Annotated in this window: 8 protein-coding genes; 1 reads left to right on the top strand and 7 read right to left on the bottom strand. The window is 69.7% G+C overall.

From position 1 onward, the window contains the following. Positions 1 to 6: 6 nt before the first annotated feature. From infB to M5D76_RS05660, 7 genes are all read right to left on the bottom strand, one after another. On the bottom strand, positions 7 to 2,610 hold the full coding sequence (gene infB / locus M5D76_RS05690; protein ID WP_248922426.1) for a translation initiation factor IF-2: 2,604 nt from the start codon (positions 2,608 to 2,610) through the stop codon (positions 7 to 9). A gap of 60 nt (positions 2,611 to 2,670) precedes the next feature. Then, positions 2,671 to 3,918, bottom strand: a complete 1,248-nt coding sequence (gene nusA / locus M5D76_RS05685; protein WP_248922425.1) for a transcription termination factor NusA — start codon at positions 3,916 to 3,918, stop codon at positions 2,671 to 2,673. Between the two features lie 48 nt (positions 3,919 to 3,966). Further along, positions 3,967 to 4,440 carry a ribosome maturation factor RimP gene (locus tag M5D76_RS05680; RefSeq protein ID WP_248922424.1) on the bottom strand — a complete coding sequence of 158 codons (474 nt, stop codon included), beginning with the start codon at positions 4,438 to 4,440 and terminating at the stop codon, positions 3,967 to 3,969. A gap of 191 nt (positions 4,441 to 4,631) precedes the next feature. Further along, complete coding sequence (locus M5D76_RS05675; protein ID WP_248922423.1) at positions 4,632 to 11,468, bottom strand: InlB B-repeat-containing protein; 6,837 nt, start codon at positions 11,466 to 11,468, stop codon at positions 4,632 to 4,634. A gap of 154 nt (positions 11,469 to 11,622) precedes the next feature. Next, on the bottom strand, positions 11,623 to 18,585 hold the full coding sequence (locus M5D76_RS05670; protein ID WP_248922422.1) for an InlB B-repeat-containing protein: 6,963 nt from the start codon (positions 18,583 to 18,585) through the stop codon (positions 11,623 to 11,625). 259 nt (positions 18,586 to 18,844) lie between these two features. Beyond that, positions 18,845 to 21,004, bottom strand: a complete 2,160-nt coding sequence (locus M5D76_RS05665) for a hypothetical protein (RefSeq protein ID WP_248922421.1) — start codon at positions 21,002 to 21,004, stop codon at positions 18,845 to 18,847. A 224-nt stretch (positions 21,005 to 21,228) separates the two neighbouring features. After that, positions 21,229 to 23,916, bottom strand: coding sequence for a valine--tRNA ligase (locus tag M5D76_RS05660; RefSeq protein WP_248922420.1), 2,688 nt, complete (start codon positions 23,914 to 23,916; stop codon positions 21,229 to 21,231). 230 nt (positions 23,917 to 24,146) lie between these two features. On the opposite strand from M5D76_RS05660, the gene M5D76_RS09275 reads away from it, so the two are divergent. Further along, positions 24,147 to 25,901 carry a TatD family hydrolase gene (locus M5D76_RS09275; protein WP_346348399.1) on the top strand — a complete coding sequence of 585 codons (1,755 nt, stop codon included), beginning with the start codon at positions 24,147 to 24,149 and terminating at the stop codon, positions 25,899 to 25,901. The last annotated feature ends 20 nt before the right edge of the window (positions 25,902 to 25,921 follow it).

The raw sequence follows: 25,921 nt of genomic DNA, 5'->3' as shown, positions 1-25,921 counted from the left end.
GTCCACCTACTCCGTACGGGCGACCTGCTCGATGCGGTACGTCTCGATGACGTCGCCAACGTGAATGTCCTGGAAGTTCTCGAGGCCGACGCCGCACTCGAAGCCCGCCTTGACGCTCTTGACGTCGTCCTTGTAGCGGCGCAGCGACGCGAGCTGGCCCTCGTAGACCACGATGCCGTCGCGCACGAGGCGGCAGAGGTCGTCGCGGGAGACCTCGCCGTCCTCGACCATGCAGCCGGCCGCGATGCCGACCTTGGGCACCTTGAAGGTGTTGCGGACCTCGATGGACGCGGTCTGGACCTCCTGCTCGGTCGGCTTGAGCATGCCGATGCGGGCGGCGTCGATGTCCTCGATGCACTTGTAGATGACGCTGTAGGTCCTGATCTCGACGCCGTCGCGCTCGGCAGCCGTGCGCGCCTTGGCCTCGGGACGCACGCCGAAGCCGATGATGATGGCGTTGGAGGCGTCGGCCAGAATGACGTCGGTCTCGGTGATGGCACCGACTGCCGAGTGGATCGTGTTGATGCGGACCTCGGACTGGTCCATCTTGTCGAGCGAGTCCTGAAGTGCCTCGATGGAGCCCTGGACGTCGGCCTTGATGATGAGGTTGAGCTCCTTGAACTCCGCATCCTCCATCGTCGAGAAGAGATTCTCCAGGGTCACGTGCTTGACCTTGTTCTGCTCCTCGATGCGGGCCTTGAGGGCGCGCTCGTCGGCGAGGGCGCGGGCGTCGCGGTCGTCCTGGAAGACGCGGAACTCGTCGCCGGCCATCGGCACGCTCTGCAGGCCGAGGACCTCGACCGGGTAGGACGGCGTCGCCTCGGTGACGTTGTTGCCGCGCGGGTCGACCATGGCGCGGATGCGACCGTAGGACATGCCCGCGACGATGGCGTCGCCGACGCGCAGGGTGCCGCGGTTGACGAGCAGCGTCGCGACGGAGCCGCGGCCGCGGTCGAGCTTGGCCTCGAGGACGTTGCCCGACGCGAAGGTGTCGGGGTTGGCCTTGAGCTCGAGGACGTCGGCCTCGAGCAGGACGCTCTCGAGCAGGGTGTCGATGCCCTGGTGCTTCTTGGCCGAGATGTCGACGAACATGTTCTGCCCGCCCCACTCCTCGGGGATGACGCCGTACTCGGTGAGCTCCTGGCGCACGCGGGTCGGGTCGGCGCCCGGCTTGTCGATCTTGTTGACGGCGACGATGATGGGCACGTCGGCGGCCTTGGCGTGGTTGATCGACTCGATGGTCTGCGGCATGACGCCGTCGTCGGCGGCGACGATCAGGATGACGATGTCGGTCACCTTGGCGCCGCGGGCACGCATGGCCGTGAAGGTCTCGTGGCCCGGCGTGTCGATGAAGGTGATGATGCGGTCGTTGATCTTGACCTGGGAGGCGCCGATGGCCTGCGTGATGCCGCCGGCCTCGCCCTCGGCGACGCCGGTGTGGCGGATTGCGTCGAGGAGGCTCGTCTTGCCGTGGTCGACGTGGCCCATGACGGTGACCACGGGCGGGCGGGGCTTGAGGTCCTTCGGGTCGTCGTAGAAGGTGAAGGAGTTCTCCTCCTCCTTCGTCATGACCTTGACGTCACGCTCCATGTCGTCGGCGACCAGCTCGATGAGCTCGTCGGACATGGTCTCGGTCATGGTCAGCGGTGTGCCGAGAAGGAACAGGCGCTTGATGATGTCGTTGGCGTTGACGCCCAGGAGCTCGGCGAGCTCGGCGACCGTCGAGCCGGTCGGCACCTTGACGGTGTCGAGCTGCGAGATGTCCTGGTCGTTCGCCAGGGCCTCCTCGATGCGTGCCTCCTTGGCCGCCTCGGCCTGCTGCTGCTTGCGGCGCTTCTTGCGCTCCTTGCGGCGGCCGGTGGACTCGCGCGTCGCCTCCTCGACGGCCTCGCGCGCCTCCTCGAGGACGCGGGAGCGGCTGTACTCCTCCGCCTCGCGGGCCATGCGCGTGTAGCGGTCCTCCTCCTGGCCTCGGCGGGAGCCCTTGCGGCCCTTGCCGCGACCGCGGCCGTCGGCGTCGCCCGGGTGCGGGGCGTCCATGCGCGGCGCGGAGGTCCTCCTGCCGCCGCGGCGGGCGTCTCCGCCACGGGAGTCCTCGCGCTTGCGGGCGCTCTCCTCGGCCTGCTGCTTCAGGACCTTCTCCTGCTGGGCGATCTGGTCGAGCAGGCTCGAGAAGGACGGGGCGGCCTTGGGGGCGTTGTCGTGAACGCGGTTGCGCTCCTCCTCGGCCTTGCGCGCGGCCTCCTCGGCGGCGCGCTTCTCCTCGGCCTCCTTGCGTGCGGCCTCCTCGGCGGCACGCCTCTCCTCCTCCTCGGCGCGCTCCTTCTCGCGGCGCTTCTCGGCCTCGAGGCGCTCGGCCTCGGCCTTCTCGCGGGCGATGCGCTCCTCCTCGGCCTTCTTCTCCTCCTCGGCCTTGCGCTGCGCCTCAATCTCGGCGGCGCGTGCCTCGAGGATCGGCTTGAGCTTCTTGCGGACGATCGCGACGTAGGCGTCCTCGAGCGTCGACGAGGCGGCCTTGGCCGGGATCTTCATGTCCGCGAGATGCGCGAGCATCTCCTTGCTTGTCATGCCATATTCCTTGGCAAGGTCATGTACGCGAGTCTTTGCCATGGGACACTTCCTTTCTAGAGTGTGCGAAACGGGGCTAGCGGGCGAACCTGACGTTTCGCGCTAGATCAGGGAGTCGGGGTCGTCGGTGACCGAGGAGTCGTCGAGGTCGACGAGCTTCTCGTGGATGCCGCAGTAGTGCGAGCCGGGGCGCGCCATGTTGCGGCACCTGATGCCGGTCGGGCCGACGTACTCGCAGCGGGTCTCGCCCTCCTCGGCCTCCTGCTCGACCTCCTTGGGCATCTCGCGCATGATGTCGGCGGCGAGAGACTCGTTCTTGATGTCGATGTGCATGCCGGTCAGGCGCGCGGCGAGGCGGGCGTTCTGGCCCTCCTTGCCGATGGCGAGCGAGAGCTGGTCGTCGGGAACGATCACGGTCGCGTAGTTGTTCTCGGCGTCGACGATGACGCGGGAGACGCGCGCCGGGGAGAGCGCGTTGGCGACGCACTTGGCGGGGTCGTCGCTCCACAGGACGACGTCCACGCGCTCGCCGCGGAGCTCGGAGACGACGGTGCGCACGCGGCTGCCCTTGGGGCCGACGCAGGCGCCCACGGGGTCGAGGCGGTCGTCGATCGACGAGACGGCGACCTTAGAGCGCACGCCCGGCTCGCGGGCGACCGAGCGGATGTCCACGACGCCGTCGTAGACCTCGGGGACCTCGAGCTCGAAGAGCCTGCGGATGAGGTCGGGATGCGTGCGGGAGACGACGATCGAGGGACGCTGGCGCTCGCCGCGGATGGGCGGCTGGCCGCTGCTCGGGTCACGCACGTCGATGATGATCGCACGGATGCGCTGGTTGTGGGCGTAGCGCTCGCCCGCGGGGCGCTCGTTGCGCTCGTCGGGGAAGCGGCGCTGGTCGAAGTAGGGCAGCTCGGCCTCGACGTTCTCGCGGATCTTGATGAACGCGAAGTCGGGCGTGGTCTGCAGGACCGTGCCGGTGATGATGTCGCCGATGCGCTGGCTGAACTCCTCATAGATCTGCTGGCGCGCGGAGTTGCGCACGATCTCGTTGATCACGCTCTTGGCGTGCTGCGCGGCGGTGCGGCTCGTGTCCTTCGGCGTGACGTCGACCTCGTCGAACTCCGTGTAGAGGCCGGTCTCGTCGTCCCAGGACTCCTCCTTCGGGACGAGCTCGTAGACGTAGACCTTGCCGGTCGAGCGGTCGATGGTGACGCGCGCGCCGTCGGTCATGTGCATGACCTCGGCGTAGCTCTTGGCGAGCGACTGCTCCAGCTGGTCGATCAGGTAGAGCTCGTCGATATGCTTCTCCTGGCAGAGGGCCATGAGGGCTTCCATCATCTCAGATGCCATGGTGCTTCCTTCCTTCTCGCGGGCGACGTGCGCCTGTCGTGTCTGTCTCTAGTCGAATGAGGGCTTGATCTTGCAGTTCTTGATCTCGTCGAGCGCGAACGAGAAGAGCTCGCCGTCGCACTCCAGGGCAACCTTGCCGTCGAGCATGCCCTTGAGCGTGCCCGTGTAGCGGCGCCTGCCCTCCTTCGCGATCGTGTTGAGCGAGACGGTCTCGCCCGCGAAGCGCTCGAAGTCGGCCTCCTTGCGCAGCGGGCGCGACAGCCCCGGCGACGAGATCTCGAGCGTGTACGAGCCCGGGAACGGGTCCACCGCGTCGATCACCTCGTTGACCCAGGGACTCTGGGCCGCCACGTCGTCGAGCGAGATGGTGCCCTTCTCGGCGTCGGCGTTGTCGAGGCGCACGCGCACGATGGGAGACTTGCTCGACCCGGCCACCTCGACGTCGACGACGTCGATGCCATGGTCGGCCGAAACCTCCTCCAGCGCGGTCACAAGCCTCATCTCAAGATCTGTCGAAGCCACCTGAACACCTCCCGGAACGTACCCCTACATACAAAAGGAAGCGGGGCAAAACCTCTGCCCCACTTCCTCGTACAATCGCGAATAAGCTTTGGTAACTCTAACACATCGGCGAACGGCATGCATCCCACACGCGAGCAACACATTCTCTGCACCGCCCACCACGCCTGACGCGCCGCCCAACGGGCGAAACGCTACCTCGTGCGCCTCCTGCGACGCAGTCCAACGCCACAACCGGCCACGGCGATTGCCCCGCCGAGAAGAGCCACAACCGCACCCGGGCCCGCGTCTCCCGTGGAGGGCGTGCGGGCGGGCCCGCCCGGGGCCGCCTCGGGCGCCGTCTCGGGCGCGACGGCCGCCACGACGTCGAACTCGATCGTCACGGGGCGCGCGAGGGCGTGCTCGGTGCCGGGGAGCGGCGTCACGGTCACGGTCGCGCGCGAGCCAGGCGTGGTGGGCGCGAGGTTGTCCGCCCAGGAGAGCTCGTAGTCGACGCCCTCGGAGAGGACGCGGCCGTCCCAGCCCAGGACGGTCGGCCTCGGCCGGGCCCCCGAGCCGTCGGCGGGGAGCGCGAAGGGGCCTCCCGCGAGCGCGGCGGAGATCTCGTTGACCTCCCATTGGGCGAAGAGGCGCTGGCCTCCCGCGACGAGCGTCACCGCGTCGCCGGGCATGACGCGCTCGCCGGAGCCGTCGGCGGACCCGCCCCAGCCGGCGAAGCGACACCCGACGCGCGAGAACCCGCACGCGGCGGCGCGCACGACCTCGCCGGCATTGCCCAGGTTCGGGGGCGTCTCGCCCGAGTCGGCGCCGTTGCCCTCGTAGCGCAGCTCGCCGGTGGGCAGCCACTGCGCGTAGAGCACGTCGGGGCCGCCGGTGAGGACGAACTCGTCGCCGGGCAGGTAGGCGTCGCCCGAGCCGTCGGGCGCGGCGTTCCAGCCCCGGAAGGAGTGACCCTCCCAGGCGAGGGGGCCGTCGTCGGAAACGGTGACCGCCTCGCCGACCGCGCCCTCCGCGGGCGCGACGGACCCCGTGGCGAGCGGGCTGTTGGCGTCATAGGAGAGCGTCGCCGCCGAGACGGAGAAGGGGACCTCGGCCGACAGGCCGGAGTAGTTTCGGGTCCCCTCCACCTCGGCGCGCATCACGTAGGAGCCGGGCGACGTCGGGACGTCCGTCGACCAGCCGTCCCCCTCGGCCTGGGCCGCGAGGGCGGGCGCGAAGGAGAGGGCGGCCTCGCCGAAGGCGGCCCGCGCCACGGGCGCGGGCACGGGCTCGCCGAGGGTCCAGGAGGCCATGGAGGGGCCGGCGACCCAGCGGTTCCCCGCGCGGGCGACGGAGAGGGCGCCGGGCACGAGCTCGAGCTCGTAGTTCGAGGTGGCGACCACGCCGGAGGGGACGACCTCGTATTCGCCCACGTCGGACCAGCGCGCGTAGGCGCAGTCGAGCGAGAGCGTGCCCGTCGCGGCGTCGGCGGGGCCCTCGCCGGGGGCGAGGTTCTCCCAGTCGGCCGCGTAGGCGGGCGGCTCGTCGCCGTAGGTGACGGCGCAGGGGCGGGCGACGACCCTTGCGGGGCGCCTCAGTATGTCGGCGGCGGAGTCGTCGGGCTGGGCGGCGAGCTCGTAGTTGGCCGCGGCGGCGCCGGAGAGCGACCAGCCGGAGAACCTGACGGCCCTGCCCGTCCCCGCGGAGGGGCTGTCGAACGAGGCCTCGCCGGGGGCCGCGGCGACGTCGTCTCCCGCGACGGGGCCGGAGGCCGCGGCGCCGGGCACGCCCGCGAGGGCGGGCTCGCCGGACACGGGGGCCGCCGCCGTGCCGTCGTAGACCTTGCCTGCGCTGGCAACGCCCCCTATCAGGACGGGCCTGCGCGCGACCTCGAAGGCCTTGGCCGGGCTCGTCGCGCCCTCGTAGTCGGGAGTGCCCTCGACGACGGCGCGCACCCAGTGGGTGCCGGCCGAGGCCGGCGGGTCCGGCGTGAATGGCCCCTCCGCTGCGTCGGCATATTCGAACGTCGCCGTTGCGGCGCCGAAGCCGGCGATCGCGGTGGGCGCGGCGTGCGAGGTCCCGTCGTAGGTCCAGTCGTCGATCGCGGCGGTGGCGGAGTTGGCGGCCACGGTGACCGACCATTCGTGGGAGAGCCCCTCGGCGGGCAGGCTGTAGCTCGAGGCCCTCGCCCCGGTGAGGCCCGTGACGGTCGCGACGTAGGAGCCCGCGTGGGTCGCGGAGGCGCCCGAGAGGTCGCAGCTCACTTCGTCGCCCTCCCGGACGCCCGAGAGCGCCGCGCCGGCGTAGGAGCGGGCCGAGCCCGTGTAGGGCATTGAGTCGGCGGCGGACCACTCGAGCGAGAGGGCCTTCCTCCCGACCGTCAGCGTCCCCGGGACGTAGGAGATGTCGTAGTTTGCGGCGTCGGCGCCCGAGGCCTCGATGCGGTAGCTCCCCGCGGGGCTGCCCGCGGCGTAGGGCTCGTCCAAGGCGGACTTGAAGGAGAACGCGAGGCCGGAGAGGTCGAGGGCGCCCTCCCCCTCTCCGTTCACGAAGCCGGACCAGGAGACCCTGCCGGAGGGGGCGTCGGCGCCGTAGGTGACGGAGTCGCTTTTCACGGCGCACGTCAGGGGCGCCATTGCGACGTCTATGACCACGGAGCCGGCGTCCGCGCCCTCCTCGACCTGGAAGTCCCCGGTGCCCTCCACGTAGTAGTGGACGATCGTCCTGCCGAAGTCCTTGCGAGTCGGCGGGACCTCCGTGCCGTCCCGGAAGTTGCCGGAGTTGAGCTCCTTCTCGCTGGAGTACCAGACCTTCGCGCCGGCGGACACGGCCGCCTCTGGCGAGAGCGAGACCGTGGCGGCGTGCTCGGCGCCGTCGTAGGTGCCCGACCAGCCCTGCGCCGTGACGCGCAGCCTCGCGGCGCTCACGCGGTAGGTTCCGGGCACGACCGTCACCTCGTAGTCGGGATTGGCCGCGTGCGAGACGAGGACGTCGTAGGTGCCCGCGTGCGAGTTGTCGACGGGGGCGGCAGCGGTGGTGTCGTGCACGACCGTGTAGGCGACGATCGGGTCGAGGTCGCCCGCGGAGGCCAGGGAGCCCGAGGTGACCCGGTAGGTCAGCTCCTCGACGGGTTCGTCCTTTCCGCTGGACTTGTTGTCCGCCGTCAGCGTGACCTTGCGGCGCGCGATCTCGAAGGGGGCGGAGGCGTCCTCGGAGCGCTTGTAGTCGCCGAGTCCCCTGACGGTGACCGTGGCGGTCCCCGCGCGCACGTTGTTCGACCAGGAGAGCTCGTAGTCGGTGCCGCGCGCGAGGGCCGATCCGTCCCAGCCGGTGACGGTAGGCTCGGGCTTGTGGGCGGTCCCGTCGTAGACGAAGCTGGCCGACAGGTCCGCGGAAAGCCGGTTGGCCTCCCAGACGGCGTAGAGGTCGGTGTCCGAGGCGACCGCGACGCGCTCGCCGACGGCGTAGTCGGCGGAGGCGGCGCCGGGCGACGTCGCCCAGCCGGAGACGTGGTAGCCCTCGGCGCGTGCGCCGGCCACTCCGGAGGGCAGTGTGACGGAGGCGTTGGCGCGCTCGGCCTGGACGGACGACTCGACCTCGCCGCCGGGGCGGTCCTCCCCCGGCAGGCTGGCGAAGCTGGAGTGGAGCGTGACCACGGGCGCGCCGTCCTCGACGTCGCCGGCCGCGGCGCCCGGCAGCGCGCTGCCGTAGACCGCAAAGAGGTCGACCTGCGAGTTGACGGTGACGGACTGCCCCACGAGGTAGGAGGCGTTGCCCCTGACCGTCGACCAGCCCAGGAAGGGCTCGTCGCGGGGCTCGCCGGTCGGCTGCTCGGGGGCGACCCTAGCGCGGGCGCCGTAGCGGTAGAGGGTGTCGTCGACGCCCTCGATCTCGGTGCCGTCGGAGTCGTGGTAGGCGATGCGGTAGGAGCGCCCCTTGACCCACTTGGCGTAGAGGGTGGTGGGGCCCTGCACCGTGGAGCTCGAGAACGTCCAGGGCTCGACATAGTCGGGGTCCTTGTACCAGCCGACGAAGGTGTAGTCGACGCCGCCGACGTTCTTGGACGGCGTGGCGGGCTTGGCGAGTCGCTCCCCCGACTCGATACCAGCAAAGGTGAGTACGCTCTTATCGCCAGAGAGCGTCGCGCCCTGTTCGGGTGCCATGACGCCGCCGCAGGAGTCGAAGCAGACGCTGAACGACAGAGGTACCCACCCTGCGTAGATCTCGGTATTGCCGCCAGGCATAACCCAGGCGGAGGGGTCTATGCGGTAGTCCGTGGAGCCTGGCGAGGTCGGGTCCTGCGCCGCAACCACGTTCGAAAACCAGCCCGCAAACGAGTACTGACGTCCTGCCGCGCTGCGCCGAGACCCATCGAGGTTCGGCAGGTAGCTCGAGACGGGAGCATTGTAGAGGACGCTGGCGGAGGTGGGCACGGAGCCCCCATCGGGCAGTGTCACGTTCTCAACGTTCCTGAACGTGAGCATGAAGGGCTTGCGGACCTCGTAGCGATTGACGTAGTAGACGCCGTCGTCCTCTCGCTTTGCGGTGAGGCCTCCCGTGTGGGCCCCAGGACTCATGCCGGTAGCGTCGTGGTAATTGCCGTTGTTGGTGTAACCGACCGTCCTGCTTCCCGCCGTCGTGTCCGAGATGTTGAAGTTGATGCTAGTACCGTTGCTGACCCACTTCTCGACATAATTCTCGGAAAAGCTGTAGTCGACTCCGTCGACCGTTCGTCTGTAGGCGCTGCTCGGGTCATATTCAAGATCGTTGATGAGCATGCGCAGGCCGAGCGTGTAGTTGTTATTGGTCTGTCGCAAGGAAAACGTAACGGTCGAGTTGTTCAGCGCGGAGACAGTCGGAGCGGGGTCCTCGCAGCCGCTCGTGACAACGTTGCCGGGCCTGCAGCCCCATGTTTCGTTGCCGCCGGAAATCCAGAACCTGCGATTGGTCGACGCGTTGTTGTAGGTCAGGGCTGAAAGGACACCGCCAGGATCCCAGGTCCGATAGGCCTGTCCGCCCTTGACGCCGCTCACCGTAAGGACGCGAGTGTCACTCATGTTGTTGAACCGATAGGTGTGCGTGTTTCTGGGCCAGAAGACGTACACGTAACTCGTTCCGTCGGCCTTGATAGTATCCGCGGAGACCGGAACGTCGGCACGGGCGGTAATCTTCTCCATCTCGGAGGCCGAGGCCCTGTGATGGTAGTAGGCGGACGGGTTGCTCTCCGACGAAGAGGACTCGGGCACCGCGCCCGATCGACCAGCGGCAGCGACCATGGAGTAGGTCGAGAAGGAGCCCTCGCATGTCAGGCCTTCGGGCCCCTCGACCATGTTGACGATCGTGTACGGGGTGTCGTCGCGCGGCACCCACTTTGCGTAGAGCGTGAGGTCGGACGAGACGTCCAGGTCCCCCTCCACCTTGTCGGAGTACTCGTAGCCCTCGTCGGCGCTCCCCGTTCGCGTCCGGTACCAGCCCTCGAGGGTCCAGCCCTGGTGCCAGCCGCGGTAGCCCTCGGCGTAGGAGCCGGTCGCGGGGTCGTAGGAGTCGCCCGCGAGGGACTGCTCGGTGGGAAGGCGGCCGAACTCCAGGGTGCCCGATCCCGACTCCGCCTCCTGAACGAAGAGGGACTCGAGGACCGAGGCCCCCGTGGTGTCGAGCTCGACGAAGAAGCCGGTGGAGAGGACCGGGTAAAGGTCGAGGTCGGAGTCGACGCCCGCGATGGCGCCGTCGGTCCCGTAGGCGGTCGGCCCGGCCGAGGCGTCCGCGTAGGAGGCCCAGCCCACGAGGTGGGCGTCGACGCCCTCGACGACGGGCGTGAACGAGAGGCTCGCGCCGGAGAGGGCGATCGAGCCGGAGGCGTCCGTGAGCGAGGAGAACGCGAGGGTCGAGTCGAGGGACGGGTCGACCCCGCACTCCTCCCGCGTGTACTGGTGGAAGCGGACCGTGTGGGCCGGCGCGAAGGCGGCGGTCGCGGTGACGTCGTAGAGGTTGGACGCGGGGTCGAGCGTGGAGTCGGCGGCCCTCGCGAGGGAGGCGATGTCGTCGTTGCTGAGCTCGCGGCCGAGGAAGTCGGAGAGGTCGGCGTCCTCGCCGACCGTCCAGTGGCTGAACACGCTCCCCTCGGCGGCCGCGGCGGGAGGGGCCGGGGCCTCGAGGGAGTCGCCCGCGCGGACGATCTGGGTCGAGAGCGTCGCGCCGGCGACGGCGCCGGAATCCGTGGCGGAGACGAAGGCGACGCGGGCGCGGACCTGGGCGTCCGCCCCGACGATGGCGTAGACGGAGAACGAGTCCGAGGCGAACTCGGCGTGGGTGGGGGTGGCGGTGGCCACGACCTCGGCCGACCCGTCGTCGGCGACGTGGACGCAGGAGAAGCGCGTGCCCGAGACGGGGGCGATGGAGCGGATCGTGACCTCGACGGCCGAGCCGGGCGCGGGCTCGACCTCGGCGCCGCCGCGAGAAAAGGAGACGTCGACGGCGAGCGCGTCGACGGGCTCGCCGTCGAGGAGCGCGGAGGAGGCGTCGAGCGCGGCGCGGGCCTGCTCGGGCGTGGCCGAGACGACGGACGGGACCGTGCCCTCGGGCAGGGCGCCCTCCGGGGCGTGGACGGAGACGATCGCGCCGTTGGTCGCCGATCCGACCCAGTCGAGGGCGGGGCGGGAGTCGAGCGCCACCGAGGCGTCGGAGGACGTGCCGGGATCCTCCCCTGCGGGGTCGGGGACGGCCGCGTCGGCAAACGCCTCGCCACCCGGCGAGGCCGGAACGGCAGCGTCGGCGGCCTCGTCGACAGGGAACGGCGCGTCGGGCGCGGAGGCGGTTGCCGCGGCGGGCCCCTCACGGAATGCGTCCGCGCTCTCCCCCACGCCGTCGCCGGTCGCGGCGGACCCAGCCGAGGTGTCGGAGGGGCTCTCGGGTTCCACGGCCCGCGTCGGGCCGGCGGGCGCGCCCTCCCCTGCCGCCCGGGCATGCGCGACGGGCGCCAGGCCGGGGCCCAGCGCGAGGACGCCCGACAGGGCGAGCGACAACGCGGCGCGAGCGATGTTTCGAGGGGACATCCGGACCTCCCCCATTGGCACGCTGAACTGGCAGAAATGCAATCACATTATATTTGAGGCGCGGGCGCACGGGAGGCATCGCCGCAGCATTCGGGCAGCGACCGCTCGAAGTTCGCCCGCGAGCGTCGCCGCGCGGCGGCGCGCCGGCGGAGGGCTACCTCGGCGACCTCCTGCGGCGGCGAAGCGACGCGGCGACGGCGGCGAGGCCCGCCGCGGCGAGGGCCGGCGCCGCGAGCGTCGAGGGGTCGTCGGTGACGGGCGTCGTCGGGTCCGTCGGGACCGCCGCGGGCCCGCCTGGGGCCGCCTCGGGCGCCGCCTCGGGCGCGGCGGCCGCCACGACGTCGAACTCGATCGTCACCGGGCGCGCGAGGGCGTGCTCGGTGCCGGGCAGAGGCGTCACCGTGACCGTCGCGCGGGGGCCTCCCGCGGTGGGCGCGAGGTTGTCCGCCCAGGAGAGCTCGTAGTCGACGCCCTCGGAGAGGACGCGGCCGTCCCAGCCCAGGACGGTCGGCCTCGGGCGGGCGCCGGACCCGTCGGCGGGGAGCGCGAAGGGGCCTCCCGCGAGCGCGGCGGAGATCTCGTTGACCTCCCATTGGGCGAAGAGGCGCTGGCCTCCCGCCACGAGCGTCACCGCGTCGCCGGGCATGACCCGCTCGCCGGAGCCGTCGGCGGAGCCGCTCCAGCCGGCGAAGCGACACCCGACGCGCGAGAACCCGCACGCGGCGGCGCGCACGACTTCGCCGGCATTGCCCAGGTTCGGGGGCGTCTCGCCCGAGTCGGCGCCGTTGCCCTCGTAGCGCAGCTCGCCGGCGGGCAGCCACTGCGCGTAGAGCACGTCGGGGCCGCCGGTGAGGGTGAAGGGGTCGCCGGGCAGGTACGCGTCGCCCGATCCGTCGGGCGCGGCGTTCCAGCCCAGGAAGGAGTGGCCGGGCCACGCGAGGCCGCCCGCGCCGGCGACCTCGACGGACTCGCCGACCGCGCCCTCGGCGGGCGGGACGGAGCCCTCGGCCAGGGGGCTGTTGGCGTCGTAGAAGAGCGTCGCCGCCGAGACGGAGAAGGGCACCTCGGCCGAGAGGCCGGTGTAGTTGGGCGTCTCGGCCACCTCGGCGCGCATCACGTAGGAGCCGGGCGCCGTCGGGAGGTCGGGCGACCATGCGTCCCCCTCGTCCTGCGCGGAGAGGGCGGGCGCGAAGGAGAGGGAGGCCTCGCCGAAAGCGGCCTGCGCCACGGGCGCAGGCACCGGCTCGCCGAGGGTCCAGGAGGCCATCGAGGGCCCGGCGACCCAGCGGTTCCCCGCGCGGGCGACGGAGAGCGCGCCGGGCACGAGGTCGAGCTCGTAGTTGGCGGTGGCGGTCACGCCGGTGGGCACGACCTCGTACTCGCCCACGTCCGACCAACGCGCGTAGGCGCAGGATAGCGAGAGCGTCCCCACCGCGGCGTCGGCGGGGCCCTCGCCGGGGGCGAGGTTCTCCCAGTCGGCCTCGTAGGCGGGCGGCTCGTCGCCGTAGGAGGCCGCGCAGGGGCGTGCGACGACCCTTGCGGGGCGCCTCAGTATGTCGGCCGCAGACGGCACGGGCTGGGCCTGGAGGAGGTAGTTGCCGCCAGTGACGCCGGAGAGCGACCAGCCGGAGAACGTCACGGCCCTGCCCGACCCCACCGAGGCGTTCTCGAACGAGGCCGTGCCGGGGGCCGCGGCGACGTCGTCGCCCGCGACGGGCCCCGAGGCGGGCACGCCCGGCACGCGCACGACGGCGGGCGTGCCCGTCACCGCGGCCAACGTCGTGCCGTCGTAGACCTTGTCGGCGGTGGCGACGCCCTCTATCAGGACGGGCCTGCGGGCGACCTCGAAGGCCTTGGCCGGGCTCTCGGCGCCCGCGTAGTCGGGCGTGCCCTCGATGAGGGCACACACCCAGTGGGTGCCGGCCGAAACGGGCGGATCTGGCGTGAACGGCCCCTCCTCGGAGTCCGCGTACACGAACGTCGCCGTTGCGGCGCCGAAGCCGGCGACGGCCGTGGGTACCGCGCGGCTCGTGCCGTCGTAGGTCCAGTCGTCGATCTGCGCCGTCGCGGAGTTGGCCGCCTGGGTGACCGACCAGGGGTGCGAGAGCCCCTCGCCGGGAAGGCTGTAGCTCGAGGACTTCGTGCCGGTGAGGCCCGTGACGGTCGCGACGTACTCGCCGGCGTGGGTCTCGGACGCACCCGAGAGGTCGCAGCTCACGACGTCGCCATCCCGGACGCCCGAGAGGGTCGCACCCGCGTAGGTGCGCGCCGAGCCCGTGTAGGGCATGGAGTCGGCGGCGGACCACTCGAGCGAGAGCTCCCTCCTCGCGACCGTGAGCACGCCCGGGACGTAGGAGATCTCGTAGTCGTCGGAACGGGCGCCCGAGACGGAGATGTGGTAGCTTCCCGCGGGGCTGCCGGCCACGTACTCCGACCCCTCGCCGCCGCCCAGCGAGGCATACGAATAGGAGAGCCCGGAGAGGTCGAGGTTCGACTCCGACTCCCCCGGCACGAAGCCCTCCCAGGAGACGCCGCCGTTGGCGGGCCCCTCGCCGTAGGTGATCGTGCGAGGCAGCGCCGTGGCGACGAGCGGGGCCGCGGCCACGGCAAGCTCGAGCGAACCCGCGCGGTCATCGTCATCGGGCTTGTAGCTCTCCGTCCCCTTGACGTAGTAGTAGACGGTCGTTGTGCCGGCGTGAGTGCGAGAGGGCACGTCAGTGGAGCCAGACGTGGAGTAGTTCGAGTCGGTGAGCGGCGTGGTCGTCGAGTAGTAGACGCAAGCTCCGTCGCGGACGGCCTCCTCGGGCGCAAGCGCGACCCGTGCCTGATGGCCCACGCCGTCGTAGGTGCCCGACCAGCCCTGGGCCGTGACGAGGAGGCTCGCCTCACTCACGCGGTAGGTGCCGGGCACGACGGTGACCTCGTAGTCGGGGTTCGCGACGTAGGAAACGAGGATCTCGTAGGTGCGGGCCCTCGTGGTGTCGATTTCGCCCGACACGTGGGCGGAGACCGTTCCGAGGTCACCCTCTCTGACGAGCGACCCCGCGGTGACCGAGGCGGTGAGGGGCTCCACCGGCTCTTTGACCCTGCTCGACTTGTTGTCGGCCGTGACCGTGACGGGTCGCCTCGTGATCGCAAAGTTCAGGGAAACGGGACCGGAGCGCCCGTAGTCGCCGACGCCCGAGACCGTCACGGTCGGGGCGTCCTCGCCCGACGCCGCGTGCGCGCGGACGTTATTTGACCAGGAGAGCTCGTAGTCGGTCCCGCGGGAAAGCGTCGAGCCGTCCCAGCCGGTCACGGTGGGCTCGGGCTCGCGCTCGGTGCCGTCGTAGACGAAGCTCACCGACAGGCCCGCGGAAAGCTGGTTGGCCTCCCAGACAGCGAAGAGGTCGGTGTCGGAGGAGACGGCGACCGCCTCGCCCGTGCCGTAGGTGTCGCCCGACCCGTCGGGCGACGAGCTCCAGCCGGAGACGTGGTAGCCCGTGGCATCTGCGCCGGCGATGCCGGAGGGCAGTGTGACCGCGGCGTTGGCGCGCTCGGCCTGGATGGTCGACTCGACCTCCGCGCCGGGGCGGTCGGCCTCGGGGAGGCTGGCGTAGTTGGAGTGCAGGGTCACCCTCGGCGCGCCCTCCTCGACGTCGCCGGCCGCGGCTCCCGGCAGCGCGCTGCCGTAGATGGCGAAGAGGTCGGTGTGCGAGTTGACGGTGACGGACTGCCCCACGAGGTAGGAGGCGTTGCCCCTGACCGTAGACCAGCCGAGGAAGGGCTCGTCGTGGGGCTCGCCCGGCTGCTCGGGGGCGACCCTCGCGCGGGCGCCGAAGCGGTAGAGGGTGTCATCGACGCCCGCGATCTCTGCGCCCTCGGACGTATGGTAGGTAACGTGGTAGGTGCGGCCCTTGACCCACTTGGCGTAGAGCGTGGTGGGGCCGTGCGGCGTGGAGCTGGAGAAGACCCACGGCTCGGTGTAGTCGGCATCCTTGTACCAGCCCGTGAAGGTGTAGTCGACGCCACCCACGGTCTTGGTGGGCGTCTCGGGCTTGGCAACGGTGGTACCACCCTCGACCTTGGGGAGGGTGAGCTTGGAGCCGTCCTCGGAGAGAACCGCGCCCTCCTGCTCGACCATCTGGCCGCCCACGGAGTCGAAGGTGACCTCGTAGGTCTTGGGCGTCCAGCCCGCGTAGAGAACGGTGTTGGCGTCCGGCATGGTCCAGGTGGCGGGGTCGATGCGGTAGTCGCCGCGATCTGGCTGGAGGTGGTTGGCCGCGGCCGAGGCGTCGACGTACCAGCCGTCGAAGACGTAGTCCCTGCCATTCGCCTCCCGCGTCGTCTCGCCGACGACGTACTTCGACACGGTCTCATTCAGGCTTGGGAGGGAGCCGAACTCGAGGCTGAGGCTCGTCTCCTCATTGTCGGTCCCATTGACCGATGACCCGACGGTATTGGCAAAGGAGAGCACATAGGAACTGGGCCAGTAGTACAGGCGACAGCCATACTTCCCGGTATTGCCAACATTGGATATGAGCGTGCTGCCCGAGTACCAGTAGCCGTTTCCGGTGGGAAGGTAGTGCATGCCGTCGCCCATCTCGGCGGCGACGAGATATCCTTGCGTGCCAAAGGGCTGGCCGCCCGTCCAGTGGTCGTCGGAGGCGCCCTTGTGACGCCCGGCGCTGAAACTGGTCGTCTCGATCGTGTCCTTGAGCAGGTAGTAGTCTGCCCTCTCCCCGTTGATGGTCATGGTGATGACGCCCTTGCCCGTGTAGTCGACGCCGGGCATGCACTTCATGTACTCGCGGGACAAGTAGCTACTGCGCCAGCTCCACGTATCTTCGGGCCAGTCGTCACCCGAGTACTTGTCGTAGAGCGTGTCGAACCTGACCCCTGCGGTGTCGCGCGCGTCGAAGAGGAACATGTCACCGTCGGAGTCGATGATGAATGGCGCCGTCTCGAACGTTCCGATAATGCGACCTTTACCACCCTTGTAGCTTGCAAGGAAGTTGGTGATGCAACTGTCGTGCTCGAAGTCCTTCACCTTCTGCTCGTACTTGACGTAGCGGTCGGTGGAGAACCTCGTGGTCTTGGCACCGTTCGAGTAGAACGTTATCGCGTAGCGGTCGCGGTTCCAGTAGAGCTTGACGGTGGTCGTGCCGGAGGGGTCGATGGTCTCCTCGGAGATGCGGGCGTTTGCCGAGTGCGCGTTCACGGGGACCGTATCGCCCAGGACGACCTCGGAGCCATAGGCGGTCTCCTCGGAGTCGGGAATGTGATAGCCCATGAAGCTCTCGTTGCGCGTGGTGCCGTCTGCGTTCGAGATCGCGTAGGTGGTCGAGCCCTCCGTCAGCAGGGGCACGTGCGTCCCGACGACGCCGTAGGCGACCTCGCTGGAATAGAAGGTGTAGCGACCCTCGCCCGGCTTGTTCTCGGGACCCTCGAGCATGTTGACGATGGTGTAGGTGACCGTGGCGGGGTCCCACTTGGCATAGAGCTTGATGTTCTCGCGGATGCCGGTGATGTCGCCCTCGACCTTGGTCTCGAAGGAGGCGTCGCGGTACCACCCGGCGAAGGTGTAGCCGGGGTTGAAGTTTGTGCCGAGGGACTCAGCGGTGGGAAGCCTGTCGAATGCGAGCGTGCCCGCGCCCGTGGCGTCCTCGGCGACGAAGAGCGACTCCAGCGTGGCGGCGCTGCGCGTGTCGAGCGTGACCGTGAAGCCGGTCGAGAGGACCGGGTAGAGGTCGAGGTCGGACGAGACGCCCGTGACGACGGCGTCCGTGTCGTAGGACGCGAGCGGGGCGGCACCTGCCGGCGCGCCAGGGGCGAACGAGGCCCAGCCCACGAGGTGGGCGTCGACGCCCTCGACGATGGGCGTGAAGGAGAGGCTCGCGCCCGAGAGGTCGATGGAGCCCGAGGCGTCGGTGAGGGAGGAGTAGGCGTCGGTGGCGTCGAGGTCGGCCTCGGCGACGGACTCTTCGTGGCCGTACTGGTGGAAGCGGACCGTGTGGGCCGGCGCGAAGGTGGCGGTCGCGGTGAGGTCGTAGAGGTTGGTCGCGGGGTCGAGCGTGGAGCCAGCGGCAGTCGCGAGTGAGGCGATGTCGTCGTTGCTGAGCGCGCGCCCAAGCCAGGGGGCGACGTCCACGACGTCCGCGCCCGTGCCGACCGACCAGTGGCTGAACACGCTCTTCTCGGCGGCAGCGGCGGGAGGAGCCGGGGCCTCGAGGGAGTCGCCCGCGTGGACGATCTGGGTGGAGAGCGTGGCACCCGTGACGGCACCGGCGGACGTGGCGGAGACGAAGGCGACGCGGGCGCGGACCTGGGCGTCCGCTCCGACGATGGCGTAGACGGAGAACGAGTCCGAGGCGAACTCGGCGTGGGTGGGGGTCGCGGCGGCCACGACCTCGGCCGACCCGTCGTCGGCGACGTGGACGCAGGAGAAGCGCGTGCCCGAGACGGGGGCGATGGAGCGGAGCGTGACCTCGACGGCCGAGCCGGGCGCGGGCTCGACCTCGGCGCCGCCGCGGGAGAAGGAGACGTCGACGGCGAGGGCGTCGACGGGCTCGCCGTCGAGGAGGGCCGCGGAGGCGTCGAGCGCGGCGCGGGCCTGCTCGGGCGTGGCGGAGGCGACGGACGGGACCGTGCCCTCGGACAGGGCGCCCTCGGGGGCGTGGATGGAGACGATGACGCCGTTGGTCGCCGATCCGACCCAGTCGAGGGCGGGACGGGAGTCGGGCTCGGGCGTGGGCGCGGGGTCGGCGGTGGTCGCGTCGGGCGCGGGGGCGGCAGCGGCGTCGGGCGTGGGGTCGGACGCGGGGATGGCGCCGGGCGTTGCGGTGGCGTCGGGGGTTGCGCTGGTCGGCTCGGAAACGGGATCGACGGATGCGGCGGACTCTCCCGCCTCGTTCGTGTCGGCCGAGAGCGCCTGCGTGAGCGCGGCGCCACCGGGGAGCTCTGCCTCGGGCGCGGTCGTGCCGGCGGCGTCATCAGGCGTGGACGCCGGGGCCTGTGCCGCGGAATCTGCGGGCTCGGCCGCGAGGGCGCGGCCTGCCGTAGCCGGCGTCTGGCCGAGCGCGAGGGCGACGGAGAGGACAATGCTGAGCATGATGCGGAAGCGACCGTTCGAGCGCATGTCCCCTCCCCTCCCGAGACGTTGGGAAATAATGACAGAAATCCAATTACATTATACGGATGAGCAGGGGTTTAGAACACATATGCAACAGAGGAATCACCATGCGGACGCCATGGGCGGCATGAGTGCCAGGTGCGTGGCATGCGTGCGGGCGGACGCGGCCGGGCGCATGCGTTGACGTGGGCGCCTCATGCAAGAGGAGGGCGCGGGGCGACCGATGGCCGTCCCGCGCCCACGAGAGCGTTGATTGCGACGGAGGCTAGGCGGCAGGCGCCAGGGCCTCGTCGGAGCCGGAGGCGTCGACGGGCGCACTCGCCTGCGGAGCCGCGGCGGGCTGCTGCTGGGAGGGGGCGTCGGCGGGAGCCGTGCTCTTCTCGGCGGCGGAATCGTCGGACGAGGCGTTGGTCGCAGTCGCGGCGTCGGAGCCCGTGGAGACGGTCGGCTTGCCGGTGACCGTCTTGCCGCCCGTGGCCATGGCCTGGTCGTTGGGGACCGTGGAGGGGACGTAGTCGTTGGAGTCGACCACCTGCATGTACTCGGAGCGGTAGACGCCCGTGCCGTTGAGGGGCGAGACGATGTCATTGTCGGCGTCGACGAGGATCGAGCCGTTGGCCCTGTACTTGCGGGCGGGGTCGGAGGAGACGTAGTCGAAGTAGTTGAGGTAGTCCACGACGAAGTGGCCCGAGTCGTCGTCACCGACGTAGTAGTCGCCGTCTTCGGAGGACTTGATGGTGCCCTTGACGAACTTGCTCTCGAAATCGGCCGTGTTGGCGTAGAGAGGCGCGCCGGCGGCGGGCGAGATCTCGGCGATCACCTGGTCGAGGGTCTTGCCGGCGTGGAGCTCGGCGAGGATCTTGTCGAGACCGCCACGCAGGTCGGCCATGGAGACGCCGGCGATGGAGTCGCCGTTGTACCTGATGGCGGAGTGCCCCGTCTGCTTGCGGGCCATGAGGTCGGACAGGTAGACGGTCGCGAGGTAGCCAGTGACGTACTTCGCGTTAACCGAGGGGATGGGGTTGCCCTTGTCGTCCTTCAGGTCCTCGGAGTACCTTATGTCGAAGTAGGCGAGATTGCCGCCAGAGTCGACGCCGTGGACGTAGTTGGCGAGGAGGTTCTTGAGCTCGTAGACGCCCTTTTCGGAGTTGTTGCGAAGGGCGCTAAACATGCCGTAGCGGAACTGGAAGACGTTCTCGACGGCGGAGGCGGACCCCTCGATGAACCACATGGGGAAGCGGGCGGCCTGATACCTCTCCCCCGCGCCTGGCTTGACGAACTGGAAGTTCTCGTCGACCACGAGCCAGCTGAGGTCGGTGCCGCCGGCCATGCCGACGCGGTTGTAGTCGAACATGATGGCGTGCAGTAGCTCGTGGACCATGGTGTTCTCGAAGGTCTCCAGCGCGGCGCCGTTGCGTACGAGCACGAAGTTGCCGGTCGTGGGGTCCGTCACGGGTTCGCCGTTGTCGTCTGTGAGCGCGAGGTCCTTGAGGTTGAGGCCCATCATATAGCGGTAGGTGGGCTCTTCTCCGGAAGCGTCGACGTCGTCTCGCACGTAGGCGAGGGTCTCGGGCGAGGTCTGCTTGTGCGAGAGCACGCCATCGTCGTCACCCTTTATGAAGTAGATGTAGAGGCCGATGCGGCTGCCGATGAGGCCCTGCTCGGCGCCGGCGCGGAAGCTGGGGAAGTTGTCGAGAAGGTAGTTGACTGCCTGCGGCTGGATCGTGTTGAGCACGTAGTCGAGCAGCCACTGGAGGTCGTCGTCGGAGAACGCTTCACGCGCGGTCTGCGAGCAGTGGATGTCGACGAGGGTGCGATGGGATTCCACCCCGTCGTCGGAGTCGTAGTCGGCGCCATCGTAGGCGTCGTCCGTCGCCTGCTGGGAGGCGGCGACAGGCGCAGGCGCCGCGGCGGCGGGAGCGGCCGCGGCGGACTTGCGCGAAGGCGCGAAGAGGTCGCGCAGGGACTCGGGCAGGATGTAGGTGACGCCCGTCTCGGGGTTGAAGACGGAGACGACGTCGGCGGTGCCGAAGAGTTCGCGGATCGAGTCGGAGAGCTCGATTGTGAAGCTGCCGCCCGAGATGCTCAGGCCCTCGGGCACATAGAAGGCGACGACGGGCAGGTAGGTGCGGTCGCGCTCGGCCTGCGTGGACAGGGCGAGGTCGTCGCGGACCCACAGGACGGGCACCTCCCAGTGCTCGCCCTCGGCACAGGCGACCTCGGCGGTGTCGTCGAGAGCGGTGTCGGGCGCGGGTCTGTCGATCTTGTCGAGCTTGAGCTGGCTCACGGTTCGATTGGGGCCGGCGGCGTGGTTCTCGACCGAGACCTCGTAGCCCTTGGCGGCGGCGATGGCCGGAAGGCCGGTCCCGAGTGCGAGCACGGCCGAGAGGGCGGCCGCGATGGACCTCTTGATCAGCTTTTGCATGACACCCTTCCTCGCAGGATGGAGTCGCAGTACACAGATTGCTTGGAGTATATTGTCGCAGGCGCCTGCGCACAAGTGACACGAGGTAGACAGAAAGAGGACTCGCATTCCGCGAGTCCAGGTGGCCCCAAAGCGCAATTGGAACGCTGTCGCAAATAGCAACCGGCCCGCGTGCAACTGGGCGCGCGGGCCGGTCAGAGGCGATTAGCTGAGGTCAGAGACGCTTAGCTGAGGTCGGCGATCTGCTCCTTGAGCTGGGCGATGGTCTGCTCGAGCTCGGCCTTCTGGTCGCGCTTCTTCTCGATGACGGCAGGGGCCGCCTTCGCGACGAAGCCCTCGTTGGAGAGGGTGCGCGTGACGCCGGAGAGCTCCTTCTCGGCCTTGGCGAGCTCCTTCTCGAGGCGCTTGCCCTCGGCCTCGAGGTCGACGAGGCCACCGAGGGCGACGAAGATCTCGAGCTTGCCGTCAGCGACGGAGACGGAGCCTGCGGGCTTGTCCTGGGCGGCGCCGAGCGCGAGCTGGTCGATGCGACCGACCGAGCAGATGAAGGAGCGCTGCGCCTCGAGGACCGAAGCGTCGTCGCCCGTGGTGCGGACGGCCACGTCGAGCTCGGCCTTGGGCGAGAGGCGATAGCGGGCGCGGGTGGAACGCACGGCGGAGACGACGCGCTTGGCGAGGTCGAAGTCGTGCTCGGCCTTGTCGTTCACGAAGCTCGCGAAGTCGGCGGGGTCGGGCCAGTTGGCGACCATGAGGAACTCGCTGTCGTGGGCGTCGAGGCCGGAGGCGGGAAGCGCGTCCCAGACGCTCTCGGTCACGAACGGCATCGCCGGGTGCAGGAGCCTCATCGAGGTATCGAGCACGAACACGAGGTTGCGCTGGACCTGCAGGCGCTCCTCGGGAGAGCCGTCGAGCAGGCGGCCCTTGCAGAGCTCGATGTACCAGTCGCACACCTCGCCCCAGAAGAAGGACTGGATGTTGCGGGCGTAGTCGCCGAAGTTGTAGGACTCGAGCTGCTCGGTCGACTCCGCGACGACCTTGGCGAGGCGCGAGAGCATCCAGGCGTCCTCGGGGGTCTCCGCCTTGGCGGGGCCGGGCTCGTAGCCGTCGAGGTTCATCTGGACGAAGCGGCTCGCGTTCCAGATCTTGGTGACGAAGGAGCGGGCCTGCTCGGTGCGCGGGCTGTCAATGAGCTTGCGGGTCTTCTTGTCGAGGTTCGCGTCGAACTTGACGTCCTGGTTGTTGGTGATGAGCGTCAGCAGGTTGTAGCGCATGGCGTCCGCGCCGTACTTGCCGATGAGGTCCATGGGGTCGACGCCGTTGCCCTTCGACTTGGACATGCGGCTGCCGTCCTTCGCGAGGATCGTCGCGTAGATGTAGACGTCGTGGAACGGCACCTCGTCGGTGAAGTAGAGCGAGCTCATGACCATGCGCGCGACCCAGAGCGCGATGATGTCGCGGGCGGTCACGAGGACCTTGGTGGGATGGTGCTCGGCGAGCTCGGAGGTGTCGTCGGGCCAGCCCTGCGTGGCGAAGGTCCACAGCTGAGAAGAGAACCACGTGTCAAGCACGTCCTCGTCCTGGTGGATGTGGTGGCCGCCGCACTTGGGGCAGACGTCGGCGTCCTCCATGAGGGCGTCCTCCCAGCCGCAGTCCTCGCAGTAGAAGACGGGGATGCGGTGACCCCACCAGAGCTGGCGGCTGATGCACCAGTCCTTGAGGTTCTCCATCCAGGTCAGGTAGGCCTGGGTCCAGCGCTCGGGGTGGAACTTGACCTCGCCGCTCTTGACGACCTCGGTCGCACGCTCCTTCAGCTTGTCGACGGCGACGAACCACTGCTCGGAGAGCCAGGGCTCGAGGGCGGTGTCGCAGCGGTAGCAGTGCATGACGGAGTGGTCGAGCTCCTCGATGTGGTCGAGAAGGCCAAGCTCCTCGAACTTGGCGACGACGGCCTCGCGGCACTCGTCGCGGCTCATGCCGGAGAACTCGCCGTAGCCCTCGACCACGTGCGCGGTCTCGTCGAAGATGTTGATCTGCTCGAGGTCGTGGGTCTGGCCCATGGCGTAGTCGTTCGGGTCGTGCGCGGGCGTGACCTTCACGAAGCCGGTGCCGAACTCGGCGTCGACGTGCCAGTCGGAGAAGATGGGGATCTCGCGGCCCACGATCGGCAGGACGACGGTCTTGCCGACGAGCTTCTGCTTGTCGGGGTCGGAGGGCGAGACGGCGACGCCGGTGTCGCCGAGCATCGTCTCGGGGCGCGTGGTGGCGACGGTCACGTACTCGACGCCGTCGACGGGCTCGGAGAGCGGGTAGCGCAGGTACCAGAGGTGGCCCTTCTCGGCGTGGTACTCGGCCTCGTCGTCGGAGATGGCCGTGCGGCAGCTCGGGCACCAGTTGACGATGCGCTTGCCGCGGTAGATCAGGCCGTCGTGGTACCAGTCGACGAAGACCTTGCGGACGGCGCGCGAGAACTCGGGGCTCATCGTGAACTTCTCGTCGTCGAAGTCGATCGAGCAGCCCATGCGCTTGATCTGCGAGACGATCGTGCCGCCGTACTCGCGGGTCCAGTCCCAGCAGGCGTCGAGGAACTTCTCGCGGCCGATCTCGAGGCGCGAGATGCCCTCGCCCTTGAGCTTCTTGTCGACCTTGGTCTGCGTCGCGATGCCGGCGTGGTCGGTGCCCAGGATCCAGCGGGTCGAGCGGCCGCGCATGCGGCTGTAGCGCACGAACGTGTCCTGGATCGTGTCGTCCATCGCGTGGCCCATGTGCAGGATGCCCGTGACGTTGGGCGGCGGGATGGTGACGGTGCAGTCGCCCACGCCCTTGCTGCGCTGGTAGCAGCCGGCGCTGATCCACTTCTCGATGAGCTCGGGCTCGGCCGACTGGGGGTCGTAGGTCTTTGGCATTTCTTCCACGGTGAAACCACCTTCTGACAGGCCCGGCAGACGGTGTTGGCACTCGTGTCATGGGCGCGCGCCTCTGCCCGGCGACTTATGTTGGGCCTGCGATCGCAGACCAGTTCATAAGGATAGCACGCCAAACGCCCCCGTCCGCCGCGCTATCATCTAGCAGAGATCATTCACGCATTCGAAACGAAACGAACCGAAGCGAACCGAAGCGAACCGGAACGACACACGGAGGACGCATGCAAGACGCCGCCGAGAAGAGCCTGGCCTCGGCCGAAACCAACCCTGGGCCCGCACCCGCCGCCGGCCCCACGCCCACGCCCGACCCCGCCACCGCGCTCGGCGCCGCAACCGCCACCGAGCGCCCCGAGACCGCCCGCGACCGCCTGCGCGTCGTCATGGGCGACGAGGCCCTCGCGCGCCTGGCGGCATCCCGCGTCATGGTGATCGGCATCGGCGGCGTGGGCTCCAACTGCGCCGAAGCCCTCGCCCGCGGCGGCGTCGGCTCGCTCGTGCTCGTCGACCGCGACGTCGTGGCGCCCTCCAACATCAACCGCCAGGCCCTGGCCTTCAACTCCACGGTCGGCCAGGTCAAGGTCGACGTCATGGCGCGCATGGTCCGCGACATCAACCCCGACTGCGAGGTCGAGACCCTCCACGCGTTCGTCCCCAAGGACGGCCTCGCCCAGACGCTCGGCGCGCTCCCCCGCCCTGACTTCGTGGTCGACGCGATCGACACCGTCTCGCAGAAGCTGCGCATCGCCGAGTGGTGCCAGGCCGAGGGCCTGCCCCTCATCAGCAGCATGGGCGGCGCCAACAAGCTCAACCCCGAGCGCCTGCGCTTCTCGACCATCGAGAAGACCACGTGCGACCCGCTCTGCCGCGTCATGCGCAAGGAGTGCCGCCGCCGCAACATCAAGGGCCTGCGCGTGCTCTACTCCTCCGAGGTGCCCCTGCGCCCCGAGGCCGCGCGCGCCGCGACCCCCGGCAACCGCCCCGACAGCAGCCAGATCCTCGGCACCATGAGCTACATCCCGCCCATCATGGGCCAGATGATCGCCGGCCGCGTGATCTGCGAGCTCGCGGGCCTCGAAAACCCCCTCGACGACCAGGCCCCCCCGCCGATGACCGCCGAGAAGAGCACACCCCTCGCAGGCACCGCCCCTGGGACCGAGCCCACGCCCGGCCCCCTGCCCACGCGCTTCCCGCCCGAGAGCTGCCGCCTCTTCGACGCGCACTGCCACCTCGACTTCATGGCGAATGCCGCCGAGGTCGCCACCGACGCCCGCCGGCTTGGCCTCGCCATCTTCGCCACCACGGTCGACGTACACGGCACCTCCGCGCTCGAGGCCGTCGCGTGCGACCACGACAACGTGCTCGTCGGCGCGGGCGCCCACCCCTGGTGGGTGGCCGACGGCCGCATGGGCGCCGCAGACGTCGCCGCCACCGCACGCGCCGTGGCGCACGGCATGCCTGCCGGCGAGGTCGGCATCGACCTCTCCCCCAACCATGTGCCCGACGGCTCGCGCGCCCTCCAGGAGCGGGCGTTTCGCACGATCTGCATGGCCGCGGCAGAGGCCTCACGCGCAAGCGGCCGCCCCACTCCCCTCTCGATCCACTCGGTCCGCGCGGCCACGGCCTGCCTCGACATCCTCGAGGACACCGGCTGCCTCGAGGCATGCCGCCCCGTCTTCCACTGGTTCAGCGGCACCTCCGACGAGCTCGCCCGCGCCGTCCGCGCCGGCTGCCGCTTCTCCGTCAACGAGATGATGCTCGAGACGCGCCGCGGCCGCGAGTACGCGCGCCAGATCCCGCTCGAGCGCCTGCTCACCGAGACCGACCTGCCACCCGAGCAACATGCGACCTTCTCCGCCGAGAAGATCTGCGCCTCGCTCGAGCGCACCCTCTCAAGGCTCGCCGACATCCGCGGCCTCGACAGAGACGCGCTTGCCGATGCCGTCATGGGCAACGCTCGCAGGCTCTTCTCGGCCTGAGAGACATCAGGCATCAGGGG

The sequence above is a fragment of the Olsenella intestinalis genome (assembly GCF_023276655.1).
Lineage (GTDB): Bacteria > Actinomycetota > Coriobacteriia > Coriobacteriales > Atopobiaceae > Olsenella_J > Olsenella_J intestinalis.
Note: the sequence above shows the minus strand (reverse complement) of the source record. Positions and strands in the feature narration are given on the sequence as shown.

What these genes read in the sequence shown, in the direction of transcription:
- nusA (WP_248922425.1), bottom strand. Translation starts at nt 3,918, where the DNA reads ATGGCATCTGAGATGATGGAAGCCCTCATGGCCCTCTGCCAGGAGAAG.
- M5D76_RS05670 (WP_248922422.1), bottom strand. Translation starts at nt 18,585, where the DNA reads ATGCGCTCGAACGGTCGCTTCCGCATCATGCTCAGCATTGTCCTCTCC.
- M5D76_RS09275 (WP_346348399.1), top strand. Translation starts at nt 24,147, where the DNA reads ATGCAAGACGCCGCCGAGAAGAGCCTGGCCTCGGCCGAAACCAACCCT.
- M5D76_RS05665 (WP_248922421.1), bottom strand. Translation starts at nt 21,004, where the DNA reads ATGCAAAAGCTGATCAAGAGGTCCATCGCGGCCGCCCTCTCGGCCGTG.
- infB (WP_248922426.1), bottom strand. Translation starts at nt 2,610, where the DNA reads ATGGCAAAGACTCGCGTACATGACCTTGCCAAGGAATATGGCATGACA.
- M5D76_RS05675 (WP_248922423.1), bottom strand. Translation starts at nt 11,468, where the DNA reads ATGTCCCCTCGAAACATCGCTCGCGCCGCGTTGTCGCTCGCCCTGTCG.